The 21,534-nt window shown below is 67.9% G+C and carries 19 protein-coding genes; 5 read left to right on the top strand and 14 right to left on the bottom strand.

Annotated elements, in window-relative coordinates; translation table 11 throughout:
• The first annotated feature begins 141 nt into the window (after positions 1–141).
• Positions 142–513 (top strand): winged helix-turn-helix domain-containing protein, encoded by a 372-nt coding sequence (locus G539_RS0117325; RefSeq protein WP_029076317.1) that lies wholly within the window; start codon positions 142–144, stop codon positions 511–513.
• On the opposite strand, the gene G539_RS0117320 is transcribed toward G539_RS0117325, so the two are convergent.
• The 5 genes from G539_RS0117320 to G539_RS0117300 all read right to left on the bottom strand — a co-directional run bounded on the left by G539_RS0117320 (position 510) and on the right by G539_RS0117300 (position 5,673).
• Complete coding sequence (locus G539_RS0117320) at positions 510–1,748, bottom strand: BaiN/RdsA family NAD(P)/FAD-dependent oxidoreductase (RefSeq protein WP_029076316.1); 1,239 nt, start codon at positions 1,746–1,748, stop codon at positions 510–512. The two genes, G539_RS0117325 and G539_RS0117320, sit on opposite strands and share 4 nt — an antisense overlap.
• Before the next feature lie 57 nt (positions 1,749–1,805).
• The gene (locus G539_RS0117315) at positions 1,806–2,633 is read right to left on the bottom strand and encodes a lytic murein transglycosylase (protein ID WP_029076315.1); all 828 of its coding nucleotides are present in this window, start codon (positions 2,631–2,633) and stop codon (positions 1,806–1,808) included.
• 146 nt (positions 2,634–2,779) lie between these two features.
• Positions 2,780–3,256, bottom strand: coding sequence for a YaiI/YqxD family protein (locus tag G539_RS0117310; protein ID WP_029076314.1), 477 nt, complete (start codon positions 3,254–3,256; stop codon positions 2,780–2,782).
• A 277-nt stretch (positions 3,257–3,533) separates the two neighbouring features.
• Positions 3,534–4,769 carry a lytic murein transglycosylase gene (locus G539_RS0117305; protein WP_029076313.1) on the bottom strand — a complete coding sequence of 412 codons (1,236 nt, stop codon included), beginning with the start codon at positions 4,767–4,769 and terminating at the stop codon, positions 3,534–3,536.
• Positions 4,770–4,866: 97 nt separating this feature from the next.
• Positions 4,867–5,673, bottom strand: a complete 807-nt coding sequence (locus G539_RS0117300) for a DUF1194 domain-containing protein (protein WP_029076312.1) — start codon at positions 5,671–5,673, stop codon at positions 4,867–4,869.
• Between the two features lie 179 nt (positions 5,674–5,852).
• On the opposite strand from G539_RS0117300, the gene G539_RS26785 reads away from it, so the two are divergent.
• Complete coding sequence (locus G539_RS26785; protein WP_245576897.1) at positions 5,853–7,367, top strand: MFS transporter; 1,515 nt, start codon at positions 5,853–5,855, stop codon at positions 7,365–7,367.
• Here G539_RS26785 and G539_RS26355 read toward each other — a convergent pair.
• The 3 genes from G539_RS26355 to G539_RS0117280 form a co-directional block, all read right to left on the bottom strand.
• Entirely contained in the window at positions 7,281–9,197 is a 1,917-nt protein-coding gene (locus tag G539_RS26355; RefSeq protein ID WP_051231577.1) for a diguanylate cyclase domain-containing protein, read from the bottom strand. The genes G539_RS26785 and G539_RS26355 overlap by 87 nt on opposite strands.
• 165 nt (positions 9,198–9,362) lie before the next feature.
• Positions 9,363–11,426, bottom strand: a complete 2,064-nt coding sequence (locus tag G539_RS0117285) for an elongation factor G (RefSeq protein WP_029076310.1) — start codon at positions 11,424–11,426, stop codon at positions 9,363–9,365.
• Positions 11,427–11,642: 216 nt separating this feature from the next.
• Entirely contained in the window at positions 11,643–12,158 is a 516-nt protein-coding gene (locus G539_RS0117280) for a DUF992 domain-containing protein (RefSeq protein ID WP_029076309.1), read from the bottom strand.
• 230 nt (positions 12,159–12,388) lie between these two features.
• Here G539_RS0117280 and G539_RS0117275 point away from each other — a divergent pair, with 230 nt between their 5' ends.
• Positions 12,389–13,357 carry a magnesium transporter CorA family protein gene (locus tag G539_RS0117275; RefSeq protein ID WP_029076308.1) on the top strand — a complete coding sequence of 323 codons (969 nt, stop codon included), beginning with the start codon at positions 12,389–12,391 and terminating at the stop codon, positions 13,355–13,357.
• Positions 13,358–13,371: 14 nt separating this feature from the next.
• Here the strand turns inward: G539_RS0117275 and G539_RS0117270 are convergent, their stop codons facing one another.
• The 3 genes from G539_RS0117270 to G539_RS0117260 form a co-directional block, all read right to left on the bottom strand.
• Positions 13,372–14,814, bottom strand: coding sequence for a phospholipase D-like domain-containing protein (locus tag G539_RS0117270; RefSeq protein ID WP_029076307.1), 1,443 nt, complete (start codon positions 14,812–14,814; stop codon positions 13,372–13,374).
• Between the two features lie 64 nt (positions 14,815–14,878).
• Positions 14,879–15,286 (bottom strand): VOC family protein, encoded by a 408-nt coding sequence (locus G539_RS0117265; protein ID WP_210162826.1) that lies wholly within the window; start codon positions 15,284–15,286, stop codon positions 14,879–14,881.
• Between the two features lie 104 nt (positions 15,287–15,390).
• Positions 15,391–16,593, bottom strand: coding sequence for a pyridoxal phosphate-dependent aminotransferase (locus G539_RS0117260; RefSeq protein ID WP_029076305.1), 1,203 nt, complete (start codon positions 16,591–16,593; stop codon positions 15,391–15,393).
• 198 nt (positions 16,594–16,791) lie between these two features.
• Between G539_RS0117260 and msrP the strand changes: the two genes are divergently transcribed.
• The gene (gene msrP / locus G539_RS0117255) at positions 16,792–17,751 is read left to right on the top strand and encodes a protein-methionine-sulfoxide reductase catalytic subunit MsrP (RefSeq protein ID WP_029076304.1); all 960 of its coding nucleotides are present in this window, start codon (positions 16,792–16,794) and stop codon (positions 17,749–17,751) included.
• 457 nt (positions 17,752–18,208) lie between these two features.
• Here msrP and G539_RS0117250 read toward each other — a convergent pair whose 3' ends face one another.
• A complete protein-coding gene (locus G539_RS0117250) occupies positions 18,209–19,099 on the bottom strand; it encodes a LysR family transcriptional regulator (protein WP_029076303.1) in 891 nt (296 codons plus the stop codon).
• Positions 19,100–19,135: 36 nt separating this feature from the next.
• Positions 19,136–20,122 (bottom strand): thioredoxin-disulfide reductase, encoded by a 987-nt coding sequence (trxB, locus tag G539_RS25265; protein WP_035831516.1) that lies wholly within the window; start codon positions 20,120–20,122, stop codon positions 19,136–19,138.
• 252 nt (positions 20,123–20,374) lie between these two features.
• On the opposite strand from trxB, the gene G539_RS0117240 reads away from it, so the two are divergent.
• On the top strand, positions 20,375–20,839 hold the full coding sequence (locus G539_RS0117240; RefSeq protein WP_029076302.1) for an Lrp/AsnC family transcriptional regulator: 465 nt from the start codon (positions 20,375–20,377) through the stop codon (positions 20,837–20,839).
• A 171-nt stretch (positions 20,840–21,010) separates the two neighbouring features.
• Here the strand turns inward: G539_RS0117240 and greA are convergent, their stop codons facing one another.
• Positions 21,011–21,484, bottom strand: a complete 474-nt coding sequence (gene greA, locus G539_RS0117235; protein WP_029076301.1) for a transcription elongation factor GreA — start codon at positions 21,482–21,484, stop codon at positions 21,011–21,013.
• Positions 21,485–21,534: the final 50 nt, after the last annotated feature.

Raw genomic sequence — 21,534 nt, 5'->3', positions numbered from 1 at the left:
GCCCCGCCGATGCACGCGCGCGCTGGCGTCGCAGGGGCGGCTCCGGCGCCGCGGCGCGGAGCGTCGGATCCCGCCCTCGACGGGGCGCCGGTCCGGCGCGACAATGCCCGCTTCCATCCCCTGCAAGCGATTCCGGCGCGCATGAAACGACCCAACCAGACCGAAGGCCTCCGCTTCCGCCTCGTCCTGAAGCCCGGCTTCGCGCTCGGCCCCGGCAAGGCCGACCTGCTCGAGGCGATTGCCGAAACCGGCTCGCTGGCGGCGGCCGGCGCGCGGCTCGGCATGAGCCCGAAGCGGGTCTGGGGCCTGGTGCGCGAGATGAACACCGCCTTTCGCGATCCCCTCGTCGAGACCGAGAAGGGCGGGACGGGCGGCGGCGGCAGCGCCAGGCTGAGCGAGGCCGGCCATGTCGTCCTGGCGCGCTATCGCGCCATGGAGGCGGAGGCGAACGCCGTCATCGCCGCCGGCGTGGCGGAACTTCGTGGCCTGATGCGGACGGACGGCGAACCCTAGCCGGTCCGCTCCAGCCGGGCGAGGATGCCCTGCGCGGCGGCGATGCCGGTGGCGAAGCAGGCCTGCAGCAGATAGCCGCCGGTCGGCGCCTCCCAGTCGATCATCTCGCCGGCCACGAACACGCCCGGCAGCGCCTTCAGCATCATGGCGTCGTCGATCCCGTCCCACAGGACGCCGCCCGCCGTCGAGATGGCGCGCTCCATGCCCTCGACGCCGTCGAGCCGGATCGGCACCGCCTTGATCAGCGCCGCGAGCCGCTCGGGCTCGCGCGGCAGCGGTCCGCCGGCGCCCTCGCGCATCAGGTTGATCGCGACCGGCGGCAGATGGGCGGCCTTGCGCAGTAGGTTCGACAGTGACTGGCCGCTCTTCTGCGCGGCGATCCGGGCCGCCAGGGCGGCGGCGTCGCGGCCGGGGGCGAGATCGATCGAGAGGAGGACGGAGCCGTCGCGCGCGATCCGGTCGCGCAGCTCTGCCGAGAGCGCGTAGATCAGCCCGCCCTCGAGACCGTAGGCGGTCACCATGGCTTCACCACGCCGCGTGGTGCCATCGACGCTGATGGCGATCGTCTTCAGCGGCGTGCCGGCGAAGCGATCGCGGAACTGTTCCGACCAGGGGGTCTGAAAACCGCTATTGGCCGGCCGGAGGGGCGCGATCGGAACGCCGCGCGCGGCGAGCGCGTCGATCCAGTCGCCGTGGGCGCCGAGGCGCGGCCAGCTGGCGCCGCCGAGCGCCAGCAGCGTCGCATCGGCCCGGACCGTTTCGGACGATCCGTCCGCCCTGTCGAAACGAAGATCGCCGGCCGCGTCGAAGCCCGTCCACGCGCTGCGGAGCGCGAATCGGACGCCGAGCCCGTCGAGGCGGCGCAGCCACGCGCGCAGGAGCGGCGAGGCCTTGAGCGCGGTCGGGAAGACGCGGCCGCTGGACCCGACGAAGGTCGGGGCGTCCAGGCCCTCGGCCCAGTCGCGCAGCGCGGAAGGCGGAAACGCCTCGACCAGCGGCGCCAGCCGGCTCGTCGCCGCGCCATAGCGCGCGAGAAAAGCCTCGAGCGGCTCGCTATGGGTGAGGTTGAGACCGCCGCGGCCGGCCATCAGGAACTTGCGGCCGACCGAGGGCATGCGGTCATGCACGGTGACGGCGAGGCCGGCGGCGGCAAGCGTCTCGGCGGCGATCAGCCCGGCAGGGCCGGCGCCGACGATCGCCACGGAACGGCGGAGGGGAGGGGGTGCTTCGGACATCGCCGCGGTTTGTCGGTCGAAACCGCGGCGATCGCAAGCCCTGGCGCGAAAGCGCTGTTAGCGCTTGCCGACCAGCTTGTCGGCGAAGAGCGCGGCGCTCTTGGCGTAGACGCCGGCCTTGTTCCATTCGCGCAGCACGGCGAAATTGTGCGAGCCTTCCTCCCAGCCGCCGCCGCGCTGCCAGCCGTAACCCTTCAGGTAGTTGGCGGTCGAGGCGAGCACGTCGATCGGGCTGTTGCGGAGATCCGCGTGGCCGTTGCGGTCGAAGTCGACGGCGAAGCGGAGATAGGAGGTCGGCAGGAACTGGGTCTGGCCGAGCTCGCCCGCCCAGGCGCCCTTCATCTGCGCCGGCGACAGGTCGCCGCGCTGGACGATCTTCAGCGCCGCCATCAGCTGATCCTGGAAGAAGTCGGTGCGGCGGCAGTCGAAGGCGAGGGTGGCGAGCGAGCGCATGGTCGACATGTTGCCGCTGCCGGCGCCGAAGTCGGTCTCCATGCCCCAGATCGCGATCAGGATCGGCGCGGGCACGCCGTACTGCTTCTCGATCCGGTCGAGGACGTTCTTGTACTGCTGCATCAGCTTCTTGCCCTTGGCGACGCGGCCGGGCGAGACGACGCGCTTCGCATAGACCTCGAAGGGCTGGCTGAAATGCTTCTGGTTGCGGTCGAGCTTGATGACGCGCGGGTCATAGGTGACGCCGCCGAGCGACTGCTCGACCACCGAGCGCGAAATGCCGGAGGCCACGGCCTCGGCCTTGAAATCCTGCAGCCAGGCACCGAACTGCGCCGGATCCTTGCCGCAGGTGGCAGCTTCGGCCTGCCCCAGACCGGCGACGAGCGCGGCGGTGAGGGCGAGAGCCGGCAGGCGGAGCATCGAGATCTTCATAGTAAGCCTTTGTCTGGAACGAACGGCCGGGGGCATCGCCAGCCCGCGGGCTCGCGCGTGAATAGTCTACGATAGCGATGGTTACGTGGCGGTTGAAGTCTTGGCGCGGCGTGATCGTCGTCACAGCGGCCGCAATCCCGCTGAATCTACGTGGATGGACCGAATCCGGCCCGCTTCAGCCTTACGATGGCGAGGTCGAGCGCCGACAGGAAGGCGGAACGGTCCTTCGGCGAGAAGGGCCGCGGGCCACCGGTGACGGCGCCGGCCGAACGCAGCTCCTCCATCAGGTTGCGCGTCGCCAGCACGTTGCCGATCGAGGCCTCGGTGAAGGGCTTGCCATTCGAGCCGATGACGTCGGCGCCGGCCTTGATGCAGCGATCGGCGAGCGGGATGTCCGCCGTGACGACGATGTCGCCGCGGCCGACGCGCTCGGCGATCCAGTTGTCGGCGACGTCGGGGCCGCTCGTCACGATCACGCGCTCGACCAGCGGATCGCGCGGCACCGCGAGCGGCGCGTTGGCGACGACATGGACCTTGAGGCGGTGGCGCTCGGCGACCTTGTAGATCTCGGCCTTCACCGGGCAGGCGTCGGCGTCGACATAGATTTCGATGGGGCGGGACATTCCTATTCCAAAAGCAAGAAGGGCCGCCCGTCCGGGCGACCCTTCCATTGTCAGACCGCGCTCCGGCATGGGACCGGAGAAAGACCGGTCACGCGGCGCAAACCTCTACGAAGGCAGAGATCCGGACCATTGCAACCGACACACGCGGCGAACGACAATGAGACACTAGACCACCTCCTTTCGATTGTTGATGACCCCTCTAACCTAGGGCAATTCGCGCTGATTCGGTAGATGTCGGCGAAACATTCCGTAGCGGCGCGCTCGGCCGGCGGCGGCGTCAGCGGATCGCCTTCAAGAGGCCGGCATCGGGGAAGCAGGTGGCCTGCCGGCCATTGGCTTCCTCCCAGGCGCCGATCGAGATCCGCGTCTTGAAGCCGACCAGGCCGTCGACCTTGCCGACATCGGCGCCCTGCCTCACCAGGCGCTCCTGCATGGCGCGCACGTCGGAGCGCTTGAAGCCGCCGACATCGCCCCAGGCCGCGCTGAGCGTGCCGGCGCCGCGCATCCGGTCGGCGAGATGGCCGATGAACAGCGCGTAGAGGTCGGATTCGTTGTAGCTCTTCAGCACGTAGAAGTTCGACGAGACGATGAAGGCGGGGCCGTGCCGGCCGGCCGGCATCAGCAAATGGCCGATGCGCTCGGGTGTTCGCCCGGCGAGCTTGCCGCCGCCGATCGGCTTGATGCCCATCTTCTGCCAGGTCGCCAGCGTCTTGCCCTGCTCGGGCCCCTCGAGGATGCAGGAGACGCTGTCGGGGACGATCACCTCGACACCCCAGCCGACGCCCGGCTGCCAGCCGTTCTGGCGCAGATAATTGGCGATCGAGGCGAGCGTGTCGGGCACGGATTCCCAGATGTCGCGCTTGCCGTCGCGGTCGAAATCGACCGCGAGCGCCAGGTATTTCGACGGCAGGAACTGCGGCTGGCCGAGGGCGCCTGCCCAGGAGCTCTTCATTTCGGAAAGCGGGATGTGGTCGCCCTCGAGGATCTGCAGCGCCGCGATGAACTCGGGATAGAAGTTCGCCTTGCGAGCGCCCATGAAGGCCTCGGTCGCGAGCGCCCGAATGGCCGGGTAGGGCAGCTTGGCGGCGCCATAGCCGGATTCGCGGCCCCAGATCGCCACGAGGATCGAGCCCGGCACGCCATAGGTCTTCTCGATCTGGGCCAGCGTCTTCGACCATTGGCCCATGCGGGCCCGGCCGCCATTGGTCAGCGTCGCGAGGTTGGGCTCGCGAAAATAGCGGGCGGGACCGGAGAACTCCGTCTGCCGCTGCGGCTCGTCGCGCTTCTTCGGGAAGCCGGGCGGGGCGAGGTCGGGCAGCGACCAGTCGAGCGTCAGCCCGGAAAAGGCGGCGTCGAGGGTGCGCGCCGAGACGCCGCGCGCCGCGGCGTCGGCGCGGACCGTGGTCGCGAGCCAGGTCTGGAACTGCTTTTCGACCTTGGCTTGCGCCGCGCTTTGCGCCGCCGCGGGCAGGGTCGCGACGATGAGCAGGAGGAGACTGAACAGGATGCGCACGCTTGCCTCGCCAATGGGATGAACCGGCGCAGCTTGGCGAAGCATCCCGCTTCGCGCAACCGATGCGCGTCCGCCCAATGTACCGCGAAGTGTGGTCCTAGCGAGGCAGGCGCCGGCCCGTTCCCGTTTCGCCGATCATGCAATCGGACTTGGGCAGGACGTCGCGCTCGACGACGGGGATGACGCGTGGCCGGCTGGCCGCGATCTCCGTCACCAGCTTGCGCCGGATGGCGGATTCGAACTGCTCGACCGCGGTGACGGCGATGGTGAAGGCGCCGACGCCGCCGACGACGCAGTCGCGGTAATAGGCGTCGAGATTGTCGATGTCGAAATATCCCGTGCCGGCGTCCTGGTGCGGATCGCGCAGCGTGATCGCCAGCCCGTTGATGACGATGCCGCGGGCAATGACCGCATCGCGCACCGGCGCGACGGGCGGTCCCATGTTGTTCGGCCCGTCGCCGGAGACGTCGATGGCGCGCCGGTCGCTGGTATAGCCATTGTTGTCGAACAACGCCGCCCCGAAGGCGAGGCTGCTCGAGATCGAGGTGCCGTAACGGCCATACATCTCGCCGGGGCGGATCTGAGCGGCCACCGCGTCGGCGCTTTCCGCGTCCTCGATCAGGCTCCAGGGGACGACGATCCGCTGCGAGTTGACGCCGGACCATTCGAAATAGGTGATCGCGATCCGGCCGAGCGGGCCCGACCGGATCGCGGCGATGACCTCCGGATGGCGCAGCGCCGCGATATAGCCCTGGCGCTGCAGCAACTGCTCGTCGGCATCCATGGATCGCGAGCCATCGACGGCGAGAACAAGCTCCAGGTCGACGGGAAGGTCCTTTCCCTGAGCGAGACCCGTACCCAGGACGGACAGAAGAATGCCGGCAAGAAGGGGGCGAACATGCATGGTTCATCTCCGATGGCGAGCCAGCTCCCGGAGGGAGGCTAGGGCGGCCGGGAGCCATCGCAAGTCGCCTCGCGCCAAAGTGGCGTGGCCGGAGTTCAAATTGACGACACCCGTCGGTGACGCGCGTCGCGCGGCCGATTGTCGGCTAGAGTGAGCCGCCGATCTCCAGGGAGGCGACTTTGGGCGAGCCGGGCAGGACCGGACGGGACAGCGACGTTGCCGATCCGCGTGGCTACATTCTTGCCGCGACCATTCTCGCGTCCGGCATGGCGTTCATGGATGGCTCGATCATCACGGTCGGCCTGCCGGCGATCCGGGCCGGTCTCGGCGCCAGCCTGGCCGAGGCGCAATGGACCTCGAACGCCTATACGCTGACGCTGGCCGCCTCCACGCTGCTGGGCGGGGCGGCGGGAGATGCCTATGGCCTGCGCCGGGTGTTCATGCTCGGCATAGCGCTGTTCGGCCTGGCCTCGGCGGCTTGCGGCCTCGCCTGGTCGCCGGAGAGCCTGATCGTCGCCCGCGCCGCGCAGGGCATCGGCGGCGCCATGATGGTGCCGGGGTCGCTGGCCCTGATCTCCGCCCACTATCCGGCGGCGATCCGGGGGCGGGCGATCGGCGCCTGGGCCGCCGCATCGTCGATCGCGCCGGCGATCGGGCCGATCCTCGGCGGCGCCCTGATCGATCTCGGCTCGTGGCGCTTCCTGTTCTGGATGAACCTGCCGCTCGCCGTCGCCGCCTGGTGGCTCTGCCGCGTGCGCGTCCCGGCCGATGCGGTCGGGAAGTCGGTGGCGATGGACTGGACCGGCGGCGCGCTGGCCGTGCTCGGGCTCGGCCTCCTGGCCTATGGGCTGACGGTGCTCGGCTCGGGCGGCGCGGATCCCGAAGGCCTGGCCGTTCTGCTGGCGATCGCCGGGGCGCTGGTTCTCGCCGGCTTCGTCGTCTTCGAGGCGCGGAGGCCGGCGCCGATGATGCCGCTCGATCTCTTCGCCAGCCGCACCTTTTCCGGTGTGAACGTCCTGACCCTGCTGCTCTATTTCGCGCTGTCCGGCGCCTTGTTCTTCCTGCCGACGGCGCTGATCCAGGGGCATCACTACCGCGCCGCGCTGGCCGGATCGGTGTTCCTGCCCTTCGTCGTCGTGATGGCGGGCCTGTCGCGCTTCGGTGGCGGACTGGCGGACCGCTTCGGTGTCCGGCCCTGCCTGACGGTCGGGCCGATCCTGACCGGCGTGAGCTTCCTCCTGCTATCGCCGGCGGTCGTCCATGGCGGCTTCTGGCCGGCGCTGGTGCCGACCATGCTGCTGATGGGGCTCGGCATGGGCATCACCGTCGCGCCGCTCTCGACCGCCGTGATGAACGCGGCGCCGGACAGGCGCGGCGGCGCCGCCTCCGGCATCAACAACGCCGTGGCGCGGGTGGCGGGGCTGCTGGCGGTGGCGAGCCTCGGCGTCGCCGTCGGCCATGGCTTCGAGCGCGTCCTGGCGGGGGCGCCGCCCGATGCCGCCGCTCTGGTGCGCGCGGCAGGGTTCGGCGGGGAGCTCGGCGTCACCGATGGCGCGGTCGCCGCGGCGGCGCAGGGGCTCTGGGAACGCGCGACGATCGCCGGCTTCTCAGCCGTGGCGCTCGTCTGTGGTGTCCTGGCGATCCTCGGCGGGATCGTCGGCTGGTTCACTACCGGCGAGGGCGAGCGTGCCTAGGTTCCGGCGCACAGCCGGTGTCGGCTGTTCCTCGCCGTTCCTGGCAGGGTTGTTGGCGCCACCTCGCCGGAAGGTCGAGCCGCCGATGGCCTTGGCGTCATAGAGCGCGATGTCGGCGTTGCGGTAGGCGGTCTGGAAATCCAGCCCGCCGTCCTCGACGGTCGCGATGCCGATGCTGGCGCCGGTGGAGACGACGGCTTCGGCGAAGCCGATGGGTTCGGAGATGCGCTCCACCAGGCGCTGCGCCATCGCCTCGGCCTCGTCCCCGGACAGCTCGACCAGCAGCGCGAATTCGTCGCCGCCGATCCGGGCCGCGACGTCGTCCGGCCCGAGGCAGGCGCGGATGCGGTCGGCGATGGCGACCAGCGCGTGGTCTCCGAACTGGTGGCCGAACTGGTCGTTGATCGGCTTGAAGCCGTCGAGGTCGATCAGGACGAAGCAGAACGACCGCCGGGCCTCGCACCAGGCCTGGAAGGATTCGCGCAGCGCGACGCGATTGGCGAGGCCGGTCAGGGAATCGTGGTGGGCGCGGCGGTTGAGCTCATCCTGTCGTGCGCGCCGGCGGGAAATGTCGAGCAGCGTGCCGACCGCCCGCAATGGCGAACCGTCGGCATCGCGTTCGACGATGCTGCCTCGGTCGAGAACCCAGATCCAGCGCCCGTCCTTGTGGCGGAAGCGCTGCTCGATGCTGTAGCGCGGCGTCCGCCCTTCGAGGTGGTCGCCGATGCGACGGCGGTTCTCCGTCCGGTCATCGGGATGGCGGAGCTGTTCCCATGTCTCGGTCGTCTCCGGCAGCTCGCCGCGCTCATAGCCCAGGATCGCGTACCAGCTGTCGCTGAAATAGGTCTCGTTGGTCCGGATGTTCCAGTCCCAGACGCCTTCGCCCGAGCCGGCGAGTGCATAGCGCAGCCGCTCCTGGCTCAGCTTCAGCGCGCGGGCCGAAGCCTGGATATGCGCCATGGCGGCGGCGACGAAGAGCGGCGGCAGCGTGTTGAAGCTCAGCCCCAGTTCGGTTCGCTGCAACTGCCAGGCGATCGACGTGTTCGCATAGGTGGTTGGCCAGGCGCCGTTGACGATCAGCAGGATGATGGCGAGCGACAGCAGGGAGCCGATGAGCGCCGTCGGCGCGGGGCCGAAGCGGATCGCGCACCACAGAAGCGGGGCGGTGAAGAAGGCGATCATCGAGATGCCGGTCCACTGCATCAGCAGGATGGCGATGACGACGAGGAGCAGCAGCGCCGCGAACTCGAGGTCCCGGCCGCCGCCACGCTCGCCCCGTCGGCCAAGGTCGCGCAACTGCGTCATGCGGCCCGGCTTCACGATCGCGAAATAGGGCGCGAGAATGATGAGCGCGCTGGTGGCGTTGAGACGCCAGAGCATGGACAGCGAGTTGCCGAGCGGGATGTCGCGGAAGACGTTGAGCGCGACGGCCGCTCCCGTCGCGCTCAGCGCGGCGCCGAACGAGATCACCGCGACCAGAGCCACGACGCTGAAGATGCTCTCCAGCCCCGAACCGGCAACGCGCAGGCGATGCGCCGCATAGGCGACGAGCGCGACCTCGGCGAGATCGGAAAGGGTGATGGCCACGCCCATCGCGCCGGCATCGATGGCGAGCTGGATGAAGAAGCTGCCGACCAGGGCTCCGGCCAGGACCCAGGCGATCTGGCGGATGCCGAAGGTGAGGACCGCCGCCACCAGCAGGCCGTTCGCCGGCCAGAAGGCCGGCACGCCTTCGGCGATGCCCATCATCCAAAGGCCGATCGCTCCCGCCACGGCATAGATCAGTCCGCCGGAGAGAAACGAGACGAGCGGAAGGGGAAGTCGAAGCACGCGCTCTGGCCTGAATTTCAGTTCGTCTGCCGAACCTTATTGCAGGAATGTATTGAAGAAGAGACAAAAAATTCGGTTTCTGCCGACGCCCGCGACCGCGAGGCGCCCGGGCCGGCCGGAATGGCGTCGCCGGGGCTCGGAGTGGCACCCGGCGACGCCCGTCCGTCAGGCCGCGCGCGGTCCCTTCCGGATCGAGACCTGCTCGGCGAGGCGCCCGCTCAACTCCGAAAGATGGTCGAAGCGGCTCTCATAGGTGCCGACCCCGGCCGTCGCCGAGCGCAGCTCGACGATCAGGCCCGGCATTTCCGATTCCGGGATCTCCGCCTCGACGACGTCCCATCCGGGCCAGTCGCGCTTGGCGTCGAAGCCGAGCAGCTGGCCGCGCCTCTGCGTGACCATCATGTTGACGCGCGAGCTCGCCTCGGAGGGGACCGAGACGGACACACGCAGGATCGGCTCGAGCAGGACGGGCGTGCAGGCCTCTAGGGCCTCGCGCATGCCGATCTGCGCCGCGGTGCGGAATGCCTGATCGGAGGAGTCGACGCTGTGATAGGAGCCGTCGACGAGCTTGACGGCGACGTCGACGACCGGGAAGCCGAGGGGGCCGCGCTTCAGAACGTCCTGCACGCCGGCCTCGATCGCCGGAATGTAGTTGCGCGGCACGACGCCGCCGGTGATCGCATCCTCGAACAGGAAGCCTTCGCCGCGCCGCTGCGGCCGCACCTCGAGCACGCAATCGCCGAACTGGCCGTGGCCGCCGGACTGCTTCTTGTGCCGGCCGCGCACCGTAGCCGAGCCGCGGATGGTTTCGCGGTAGGGCACCGAGGGGGGGCGCGTCTCCGCCTTCAGCCCGTAGCGCGCGGCGAGGCGCTCGATGGCGACGCGCAGATGCATCTCGCCTTGGCCGCCAAGGCGGATCTCGCCCGTCTCCTCGTCCTGGGCGATGACCAGGGAGGGGCTCTCCTCGGCGAGCCGGCCGAGCGCGGTGGCGAGCTTGGCCTCGTCCTTGCGTTCGCCCGGCGCGATGGCGAGGGCGATCACCGGATCGGGGACCGCGAGCGGCGCGAGCTGCGGCGGCGGCGTCTTGCCAGTCGCCAGCGTCATCCCCGTCGCCGCGCCATCGAGCTTGCCGAGGCCGACGACCTCGCCGGCCGTCGCCGGCTCGCGCTTGGCGGTCTGCTGGCCGAGCACGCGCAGCAGGCCGGAGACGCGGCCGACCGGGCCCAAGGGGCCGACCAGCTCCGTTCCGTCGGCGATGGAGCCGCGCAGAACGCGGGCGATCGACAGCTTGCCGGCATGGCCGGTCTGCAGCGTCTTCATCACCTGCAGCACCGTCTCGTTGCCATCGGCAAGGCCGAGGCGCGCCGTCGTCGCGGCAATGTCGGGCACCTCGTGCCGGATCGCCTTCAGGAGGCGGCCGACGCCGTGTCCGTGCAGGGCGGAGCCGATCAGGACCGGGCAGACGAGCCCGGCGCGCATGTCGGCGACGAGGTCGGCCAGCACGCGTTCGCGCGACGGCTCGACGTCCTCGAGCAGTTCCTCCATCAGCGCGTCGTCATAGTCGGCGAGCTTCTCGAGCAGCGCGTAGCGTTCGCGCGCCTCGGCGACGCGGACCTCGTCGGTCATGTCGATCAGCTCGCTCGGGGCATATTCGCGATAGACGAAGGCGCGCTCCAGGGCGAGGTCGACGAAGCCGGTGACGACGTCATGCTGGCGGATCGGGATGTGGCGGAGCAGCAGCGGCGTGGTGCTTGCCGTCTGCAGCAGGGCCAGCGTCTCGCGGACGTTCTGGTCGCTCTTGTCGATCTTGTTCAGGAACAGGATGCGCGGGATGCCGCGCTCTTCCAGCCGCTTCAGGATGAGCTGCAGCGCGCTCACCTTCCGCTCGTCCGGCTCGGCGACGACGATCGCGCAATCGACGGCGTCGAGGACGGCTTCGGATTCATGCCCGAACTCGACCGAGCCGGGACAGTCGAGCAGGGTGATGCGCTCGTCCATGAAGCTGGTCTCGGCGACGTTGAGCTCGACGCTCATGGCATGGGCGCGGGCCTCGGGGGCATGGTCGCCGATCGACGTGCCGTCGCTGACGGAACCCGGCTTGGCGATGGCGCCGGTGCGGGCCAGGATCGCCTCCATCAGCGTGGTCTTGCCGCTGCCGAACGGGCCGATCAGGGCAATTGCCTTGGGGCCGGCACTTCTGCCGACGCCACCTCCGTTCCTGTCCGTCATCGCTTCCTCCGTTCATGAAATGTTCTAGGGTCATTCTCATGTCTTGGATGCGTGAACCGGAGCCAGAGATCCGGCCCGCCCGGGGATCGTCTCAGGGAAAGCCGGACGTGGCAAGGAGAGGCGCGGAAAAGAAAAGGCCCGCGCGGGTGACGGCGCGGGCCTTGCAAGCCTGGCGTGCGTCGGTGGCCGGCGTGGCGCCGGCCGACCGGAACGGCCTTAGTTGACGGGGTCGAGCACCAGCGCGGCGCCGCCGGCGGCGACGTTCAGGCCGATCTGGCCGGTGGCGCTGATCGGCTGGAGGGCGATCGAGCCGCGCGTGCCGCCGAAGAGAATGTTGGTGCCGATGCCGGCGCCGACCGTCGCCTCGGCGCCCGCGCCGAGATACAGGCCGCCGAGCGAGCCGCGGTGGTAGCCGGCGGTCGGGGCGAACACGGCCCAGATCAGGCGGCCCTGGCTGGTGTAGCCGAGGTCGACGCCGAGCTTCTTGATGTTGCCGACGTAATCTTCCGCGGCGCCGCCATTCGGCTTGAAGGTGCAGGCGACTTCCTTGGCCGAGGCGATGACGTAGCCGAGGCCGGAATTGACGTCGCAGGTGAGCATGCCGATGCGGATGCCGTTGCGGCCATCCTCGAAGACCGGGGCGGTGAGATCGGCAGCCTTGGCGACGCCGAGGCCGGCGACGGTCATGGCAACCGCGGTCGCGACGGACTTAAGGGAAATAAACTTGGCCATAATGAATAGTTCCTTTCGTGTTACGCCCCAGCACCGTCACCGCCGCCGGGCGTGGCATAGACCGACCCTGCGGCCAAGTCTTTGGCGACCCGGTATCGGCCATGATAACGACTCGACCGGACATTCGATCCATCGAAGCGCTTCTGAAGCCCGTCATCGCAAAGGATGCGAGGCGGCGCAAGGGACAGCAGCGAGCTGTCTTGAGATTCGGTTAACGCCTGGAGCTTGACATGCTGACTGCCTATTCGATTTCCGCCGCGGGTCCGGAGCCGCTCCAGGAGGGGCAGTCGCTCGAGGCGGCGCACTGGCTCGACCTCCATTCGCCCAGCCAGGCCGAGGAGCACGCCGCCGAGGCGTTTCTCGGAGCGCTGGTGCCGACGCGGGAGGAAACGCAGGAAATCGAGTTCTCCAGCCGTTTCTACGTCGAGAATGGCACGGTTTTCATGACGGCGAGCGTGCTGGCGGGACTGGATGCCGGCCATCCCGTGCTGACGCCCTTCACCTTCGCCGTGGGCGCGTCGAAGATCGTCACGCTGCGCTATGACGACATGAAGGCGTTCCGCCAGTTCCTCGCCGTGGCGCCGAAGCCGGACAGCGGCTGCGGCACGCCGGTCGGCATCTTCAACGGGCTGCTGGAGGCGTTCATTGGTCGCACCGCCGACGTGCTGGAGCGCGTCGCGCAATCCGTCGATCGCATCAACAGCGAGATCTTCACGCGCAAGCCCAGTGAAAGGCTGCGCGCCAAGCGCCTGGCGGTTCTGATCGGCGCCATCGGCACCCAGGGCGATCTTGCCTCGAAGGCGCGAGAGAGCCTGTCCTCGCTGGAGCGCCTCGCCCAATACGCCGCCGCGATGCTGCCGGACCAGGCCCTGAAGAACGGCAACAGCGCCCGGCTCAAGCTGGCGCTGCGCGACGTGCGCTCGCTCGAGGACCATGTCAACTTCGTCCTGAACAAGATCACCTTCCTGCTCGACGCGACGCTCGGCCTCGTCGCCAACCAGCAGAACCAGGTGGTCAGCGTGCTGACCGTCGCTTCCACCATCCTGATGCCGCCGACGCTGATCGGCACGATCTACGGCATGAACTTCAAGGACATGCCGGAGCTCGGCTGGGGCTATGGCTATCCGCTGGCGCTGCTGATCATGGTGGTCTCGGCGATCGTGCCCTTCCTCTATTTCAGGCGGCGCGGCTGGCTCTGAGGCCCGATCCCGGCTCAGAGATAGGGCGTCAGCAGGCGGGTGGCGGCGTCGCGCAGGCGCACCAGAATGCGGCGCTTGCGCAGGGCCCCGATGGTAACGGGCGTCGACCGCGCGAGCTTCGAATCGATCAGCGCGTCGATCTTGTCGGCGAAATGCACGTCATAGGCCTCGACGTTGAACTCGAAATTGAGCCGCAGGCTGCGCGCATCCCAGTTGGCGCTGCCGAACAGCGCCCAGGCGCCGTCGACCGTCATCAGCTTGGAGTGGTCGAAGGGCGGATTGGCCCGGCTGACGAGCACGCCGGCGCGGATCAGCGGCGACAGCGAGCCGTTCATCGCCCAGTCCATGTAGCGCTGGTCCGATCGGCCGGGGATGAGGAGCTCAACCGAGACGCCGCGCAGCGCCGCGAGCGCCAGCTGCGAGTTGATCCGCTCGTCGGGCAGGAAATAGGGCGTCACGATGCGGATGCGGCGTTCGGCGCGCGCGATCGCGGCGGCCATGGTCCACATCAGCTTCTCGTTGTCCTCGTCCGGGCCGCTGGCGATGCCGCGCGCCGGGATCGAGCCGATTGCGCCGAGCTCGGGGAACCATGGCGGCCCGTCGAGGATCTCGTCGACCGTGAACGCCCAATCCTCGGCGAAGGTCTCCATCAGATGGGCGACGACCGGGCCCTCGACCCGGAAATGCACGTCCTGCACGGCGTGCAGGGCCGGAATGTCGATGATCCGGAACAGGTTGCCGGCGCTGATGTTCATGCCGCCGGTGAAGCCATAGCGACCATCGGTCACCATGACCTTCTTGTGGTTCCGGAGATTGATGAAGGACATCTTCCAGGGCGCAACCTCGTGCAGGAAGCGCGCGACCGGGACGCCGGCGGCGAGCAGCCGCTCATAGGCCGGGTTCTTGAGATAGCCGCCGCCGATGCCGTCGAGCAGCACGCGCACCGCGATGCCACGCCCATGCGCCGCGATCAGCGCGTCGATGATTGGCGCGCCGCCGCGGTCGTCATGGAAGATGTATCCGGATATGCCGACGCTCCGTTCGGCGGCGTCGATGGCGCGGATCATCTCGGGATAGGCGGCGTCGCCGTCGACGAGCGGCGTGATGGTGTTGCCGGCGAGCAGCGGCCGGCCGGTGATCCGGAGCCCGAATTTCGCCAGCGGTTCCAGATGCTCGTCGGCGCCATGCGCGACGTCCTCGGGCGCCAGCGCGAAACGGGAGGAGGGCGCGTCGACATCGTCGCCCGGGTCCGACAGCTTGATCGCCTTGCGGCGCACGCGGTTGACGCCGAGCATGACGTAGAGCAGCGGCCCGATATAGGGCGACAGCCAGGCCAGGCCGATCCAGGCGATGGTCGATTGCGGATTGAGGCGCGTCAGCAGGGCATGCACCGTGACCGCGCCCGCAAGCGCGATGTGCAGCAGCGAGAAGAGAAGTGCCAGGCTGTTGGTCGTCATTGCCCCGTCCGCGTTTCCCCCTCGTGCATAGACGAAGTCAGACGTGGATCAAAGCTGCGCCGGTTCAGGCGCGGCGCGGGGCGCCGTTGATCTCGATGATGTTGCGGTCGGGATCGAGCAGATAGAGCTGCGGGAAGCCGGCGCGGCCGTTGCGCAGCACGTAGAGGTGGTTGGCGGCGTCGGCCGGGGCGTGCTCGTCGAAGCCGCGCCCGGTCAGCCGCGCCAGCACGCCGTCGAAGTCGTCGGTGCGGAAGGCGAAATGGACATCGCCATTGTCGATGCCGGGGCGGGTGCGGAAGGTGCCCTCGGCGTTCAGCACCAGATGGATCTGCAGCGGCCCGCAGGCGAGCCATGTGCCGGGAATGCTGAAGGCCGGACGCGGCACGCGCTCGAGCCCGAACATCTCCTCGTAGAAGCGGGTCGAGCGATCGAGATCGGTCACGACGATCGAGACATGGTCGAGCGACAGCATGGCATCATCCCAGCAGCAGGAGGGGGCGGCGATATGTGCAGGCGGCGGCCGCCCGGAAGCGGCCGCCGATCATGGCAACGCGGCGCGATCGCGCCGCGTCGAACTCAGCGCAGGTTGCCGCAGAAGCGCTGGATGCGCTTGCAGGCCTCTTCCAGCGCCTCGGTCGAGGTCGCGTAGGAGATGCGGAAATAGGGCGCCAGGCCGAAGGCCGAGCCCTGGACCACGGCGACGCCTTCCTCTTCCAGCAGCGCGGTGACGAAGTCCTCGTCGGTCTTCAGCAGCTTGCCGCCGGCCGTCGTCTTGCCGAGCGTGCCGGCGCAGGACGGGAACACGTAGAACGCGCCTTCCGGGTTCGGGCAGACGATGCCCTTCGCCTGGTTCAGCATCGAGACGACGAGGTCGCGGCGCTTCTTGAAGATCTCGGCATTCTTCGGGATGTAGTCCTGCGTGCCGTTCAGCGCCTCGACCGCCGCCCACTGCGAGATGGAGGAGGGGTTCGAGGTCGACTGCGACTGGATCGTGCCCATGGCCTTGATCAGCTCGACCGGGCCGCCGGCATAGCCGATGCGCCAGCCGGTCATGGCATAGGCCTTGGAGACGCCGTTCACGGTCAGCGTGCGGTCGTAGAGCTTCGGCTCGACCTCGGCGATTGTCGCGAATTCGAAGTCGTCGAAGACGAGGTGCTCGTACATGTCGTCGGTCATGATCCAGACATGGGGGTGCTTGAGCAGCACGTCGGCGAGCGCGCGGAGCTCGGCGCGGGTGTAGCCGGCGCCGGACGGGTTCGACGGCGAGTTCAGCAGCAGCCACTTGGTCTTCGGCGTGATCGCGGCTTCCAGCGCCTCGGGGCCGATCTTGAAGCCCTGCGACTGCGGGCCGACGATCTCGACCGGCGTGCCGCCGCCGAGCGCCACCATCTCCGGATAGGACACCCAGTAGGGGGCCGGGATGATGACTTCGTCGCCGGGGTTCAGCGTCGCCATCAGCGCGTTGTAGAGCACCTGCTTGCCGCCCGTGCCGACCGTGATCTGGTTCGGGGCGTAGGTCAGGTTGTTCTCGCGCTTGAACTTGGCGGCGATGGCGGCCTTCAGCTCGGGAATGCCGTCGACGGCGGTGTACTTGGTCTTGCCCTCGCGGATCGCCTGGATCGCGGCTTCCTTGATGTTTTCCGGCGTGTCGAAGTCGGGCTCGCCGGCGCCGAGGCCGATCACGTCCCGGCCCGCCGCTTTCAGCTCGCGCGCTTTGTTCGTGACCGCGATGGTCGCGGACGGCTTGATGCGGGCGAGGCTATCGGCGAGGAAGGCCATTTGGGGCTCCGAGAGTGGAAAACATAAGGGATTTATGCGGCGCGGAACCTAGTCCGCGAGGCGCATGATGGCAAGCGTCCCGATCGATCGGCGACCCGTTCCCGGCGGCAATGGCAGGCGCGGCGAATTGATTTGAAGCCTTTTCGGCGCCTGCTTACGTATCTTGCGCGCAGGCCGCCTACCGGATTGGAGTCGAACATGCTCATTCGCCGCACACGGGGCTGGGAAATTCCCGAAAGCCGCGCCACCCCCGAATCCATCTTTCTCAATCGTCGCGAGATTCTCGCCGCCGGCGGCTTCGGCCTCGCCGCCGCCGCCCTGCCTGGGCTCGCGCGCGCTGCCGGCGACGCCGATCCAAGCGCCGGGCTCTATCCGGCCAGGCGCAATCCCCGCTACACGATCGAGCGCGACGTCACGCCGGAAAAGATCAACGCGCACTACAACAACTTCTACGAATACAGCACCGACAAGGATCTCGCCGACGCGGCCCAGGCGCTGAAGATCCGGCCGTGGACGATCCAGTTCGGCGGCCTGGTCGAGAAGGAGAAGTCCGTCGACATCGACGACCTCCTGAAGGGGATGAAGCTCGAGGAGCGCGTCTATCGCCATCGCTGCGTGGAGGCCTGGTCGATGACCGTGCCCTGGACCGGCTTTCCGCTCGCCGATCTCGTCGCCTATGCGAAGCCGCTCTCCGGCGCGAAATACATCCGCATGGAGACGTTCCTGGATCCGGCGATGGCGCCCGGCCAGAACCAGCCCTTCTATCCGTGGCCCTATGTCGAGGGCCTCTCCATGGCGGAAGCGAACAACGAGCTCGCCTTCATGGTGACCGGCGTCTACGGCAAGCCGCTGTTGAAGCAGATGGGCGCGCCGATCCGCCTGCACACGCCGTGGAAATACGGCTTCAAGTCGGTCAAATCGATCGTCAAGGTGAGCTTCGTCGAGGAGCGCCCGGTCAATTTCTGGCAGCAGCTGCAATCGTCGGAATACGGCTTCTGGGCGAACGTGAACCCCGACGTGCCGCATCCGCGCTGGAGCCAGGCGTCGGAGACCGTGATCGGCAGCAACGAGCGCATTCCGACTCGGATCTACAATGGCTATGGCGAGTTCGTGGCTGGGCTCTACAAGGGCATGGAGAGCGAGCCGCTCTTCATGTAGGCATGACTGCCTATTGAGCAGGTCGGCGGCCGGCCGTCGGTAAAATGCTTTACAAAAGAAAAGGCCGGGCACTCTTGCGAGGCCCGGCTAAGTCTTTGTTGCTGCGGCAGGGAAATGCGCAGCAAACACCTTCCAGAGGGGAACAGCTGAGGTCGAACCCGTCGCAGGGAGGAGGGAGCGAGAGGCCCAACGCATCAACTGATTACCTATATGGATTGGTCAGGCTGCCTAATCAACCGGCAGAGGTGCATTTCTGCTATGCAATTTTGTAATGACGCAATTTTGATATCGTGTGATTCAAAATCGCCTGCAAATTCGGGTGAATTTGCAGGCGATTCGGAATGAAATTCCGCGCTATTGGGTAAATCAGGAATGGAGGCCGATCGGGAGCGGACGGGCCGCCGCCTCGGATCGCGCCTTGTCACAATCCTGTGCCTTTCGTTGCGGCAGGCCCCGGTCAGAATTGCCAGTTCTGCGCCTTGGCGAGCATGAAATCGCGGAACGCGGTCACGCGGGCCGAATTCTTGAGCTCGGACGGATAGCAGAAATAGGTCGGGAAGCTCGGCACCTGGGCTTCCGGCATCAGCTTCACCAGCGTCGAGCCTTCTTCCAGCATGTAGTCCGGCAGGATGGCGATGCCGGTGCCGCGCTCGACCGCCGCCTTGATGGCGTAGATGTTGTTGATGCGGACGATCGGCTCGCGCGGATTGTCGGTCGAGCGGCCGGCGATCTCGAGCCAGTTGACGTCGCGGATGTTCGGGGGCACGGGCACGCCGAAGGTGACGATGCGGTGGTTGTCGAGGTCGTCCAGCGTCTCGGGCTTGCCAAAGCGCTCGACATAGGAGGGCGCCGCGTAGACGTGATAGTGCGCGGTGAACAGGCGGCGCTGGATCAGGTCCGGCTGCACCGGCTGGCGCAGGCGGATCGCCACGTCGGCCTGGCGCATGGTCAGGTCGAGTTCCTGGTCGTCGAGGATCAGATGCAGGTTCAGATCCGGATGCAGGTCGACGAACTCGTTGATGCGCTGGGTCAGCCAGGTCGAGCCGAGCGCCACCGTCGTCGTGATCCGCAGCGTGCCGGTCGGCTTCTCGCGCGAATCCGTCAGGCGGATGCGCACGCCCTCGAGCTTCTGCATCACGTCCTGCGACGTGCGGTAGAGCAGTTCGCCCTGTTCGGAGAGGATCAGGCCGCGCGCATGGCGGTGGAAGAGGGGAACGCCGAGGTCATGTTCCAGCGCGCCGACCTGGCGGCTGACGGCCGACTGGCTCATCCCCAGCGCCTCGCCGGCATGGGTGAAGGAGCCCGCCTGCGCGGCGGCATGAAAGATTCTCAGCTTGTCCCAGTCCATCGTCGGACGGCCCCTTCCGCACCACCAGCCTGAGGATTATTCGGCGGCGGCCGCGGTCTCGGCCACAGCAACCGGGTTGATCGCCAGCCAGCGCTCGGCCTCGAGCGCTGCCATGCAGCCCTGGCCGGCCGCGGTCACGGCCTGCCGGAAGGTCTCGTCGGTGACGTCGCCGGCGGCGAAGACGCCCGGCACGCTCGTCGCCGTCGAATCCGGCGCCGTCCAGATATAGCCCGAGGGCTTCAGGTCGAGCTGGCCCTTGACGATCTCGACGGCCGGCGCGTGGCCGATCGCCACGAACACGCCATGCGTCTCGCGCTCGCTGACCTCGCCGGTGACGACGTTGCGCAGCCGCACGCCGGTCACGGAAGGTGGGAAGCCGGTCTTGCCGAGCACCTCGTCGACGACCGTGTCCCAGACCACCTCGACATTGTCCATGTTCATCAGGCGGTTCTGCAGGATGCGCTCGGCGCGGAAATGGTCGCGGCGATGGACGAGCGTCACCTTCTTGGCGATATGCGCCAGATAGAGCGCTTCCTCGACCGCCGTGTTGCCGCCGCCGACCACCACGACGTCCTTGTCGCGATAGAAGAAGCCGTCGCAGGTGGCGCAGGCGGAGACGCCAAAGCCCTTGAATTTCTGTTCGCTGTCGATGCCGAGCCACTTCGCCTGCGCGCCGGTGGCGATCACCAGCGCGTCGGTCGCGTAGACCTCGCCGGAATCGCCCTTCAGGATGAAGGGGCGCTGCGACAGGTCGGCCTCGACGATGTGGTCGGAGACCATCTTGGTGCCGACATGCTCGGCTTGGGCGCGCATCTGCTCCATCAGCCAGGGGCCCTGAATGACGTCGGCGAAGCCCGGATAGTTCTCGACATCGGTGGTGATGGTGAGCTGGCCGCCCGGCTGGACGCCGGCGATCAGCATCGGCTCGAGCATGGCGCGCGCGGCATAGATGGCGGCGGTGTAGCCGGCGGGGCCGGATCCGACGATGATGAGCTTGGCGTGCTGCATGGTGGCACCAGACATAAGGTCGAGGCGCATGCTTTTGAAGGGCTGCGACTCTGGAGGGATGAGCGGAGCGCATGCAATCATCGGAGCTATGCGGTCCTGTGCGTTCTCGCCAACAATTGTTTCCGAATCATGGCATATCGGCCAGACTCCTATATCCGATTGCCGACCGGCGTCCCCGGCTTTCTTTCGTGTTAGAGGATCTGATCCGGTTCCCAACCGGCGCTGCCCTGGTTCACATTGAAGTTCAGACCCAACCGCGAGGCCCGAGTGAAAGCCCGTCTAGACGCGATCGACTGGAAGATCCTGAAGGAACTGCAGGCCGACGGTCGCATCACCAATGTGGAGCTGGCGCGTCGGGCCGGCATCTCGGCACCGCCCTGCCTGCGGCGCATGCGTGCGCTGGAGGAGGCCGGCATCATCCAGGGCTACCGCGCCCTCGTCGACGAGGGGGCGCTCGGCTACGACGTGACCGCCTTCGCGATGATCGGCCTTTCGAGCCAGGCCGAGGCCGACCTCGCCGCCTTCGGCGCCCGGGTCCGCAACTGGTCGATCGTGCGCGAATGCTACATGCTGTCGGGCGAGGCGGATTTCATCCTGAAATGCGTCGCCCCGACGCTGAAGGCGTTCCAGGCCTTCGTCGAGGAGCTGACCGCCGCCGCCAACGTCGCCAGCGTCCGCACCACGCTCACCATCCGCCGCGTCAAGGACGAACCGCTGGTCCCGATCGAGTAGGGGCACTGAAGGCCCCTGGCGCGACATCGCCTGCAGAAATCCTTCGACAGATTGGCAGAAGCCGCTTGCGCTGGCCCGCCTGCTATCGGCGTTAAAAGCAAAAGAGCACCGGTGCTTGCGCGCCGGTGCTCGGAGATTGTCGAATGGCGCGGCTCCGCCGCGGCCTCGAGCTCAGCGGAAGGCGACCTCGAGCACTTCGTAGGAGCGCTCGCCGCCGGGGGCGGTGACGGCGACGGTGTCGCCGGGGCCCTTGCCGATCAGGGCGCGCGCGATCGGCGACGAGATCGAGATGCGACCGGAGCGCACATCCGCCTCGAGATCGCCGACGATCTGGTAGATCCGCTCTTCCTCGGTGTCCTCGTCGACCAGCTTCACCGTGGCGCCGAACTTGATCGTGTCGCCGGAAAGCTTGGTGACGTCGATGATCTCGGCGCGCGACAGCTTGTCCTCGAGTTCCGCGATGCGGCCCTCATTGTGGCTCTGCGCTTCCTTGGCCGAATGATATTCGGCGTTCTCCGAGAGATCGCCATGCGCGCGCGCTTCCGAGATCGCCGCGATGATGCGCGGGCGCTCTTCCGAGGTCAGACGCTTCAGCTCCACTTCGAGAGCGGCATGACCGGCCACGGTCATCGGAACCTTTTCCATGGTCTTTCTGGCCTTTTCTTCCTTCTTGACCCCGATCCGAAACCGGCGGG

The organism is Kaistia adipata DSM 17808, assembly GCF_000423225.1.
Classification (GTDB): Bacteria; Pseudomonadota; Alphaproteobacteria; order Rhizobiales; family Kaistiaceae; genus Kaistia; species Kaistia adipata.
The sequence above is the reverse complement of the archived record's forward strand: the minus strand, read 5'-3'. Positions and strand labels throughout refer to the sequence as shown.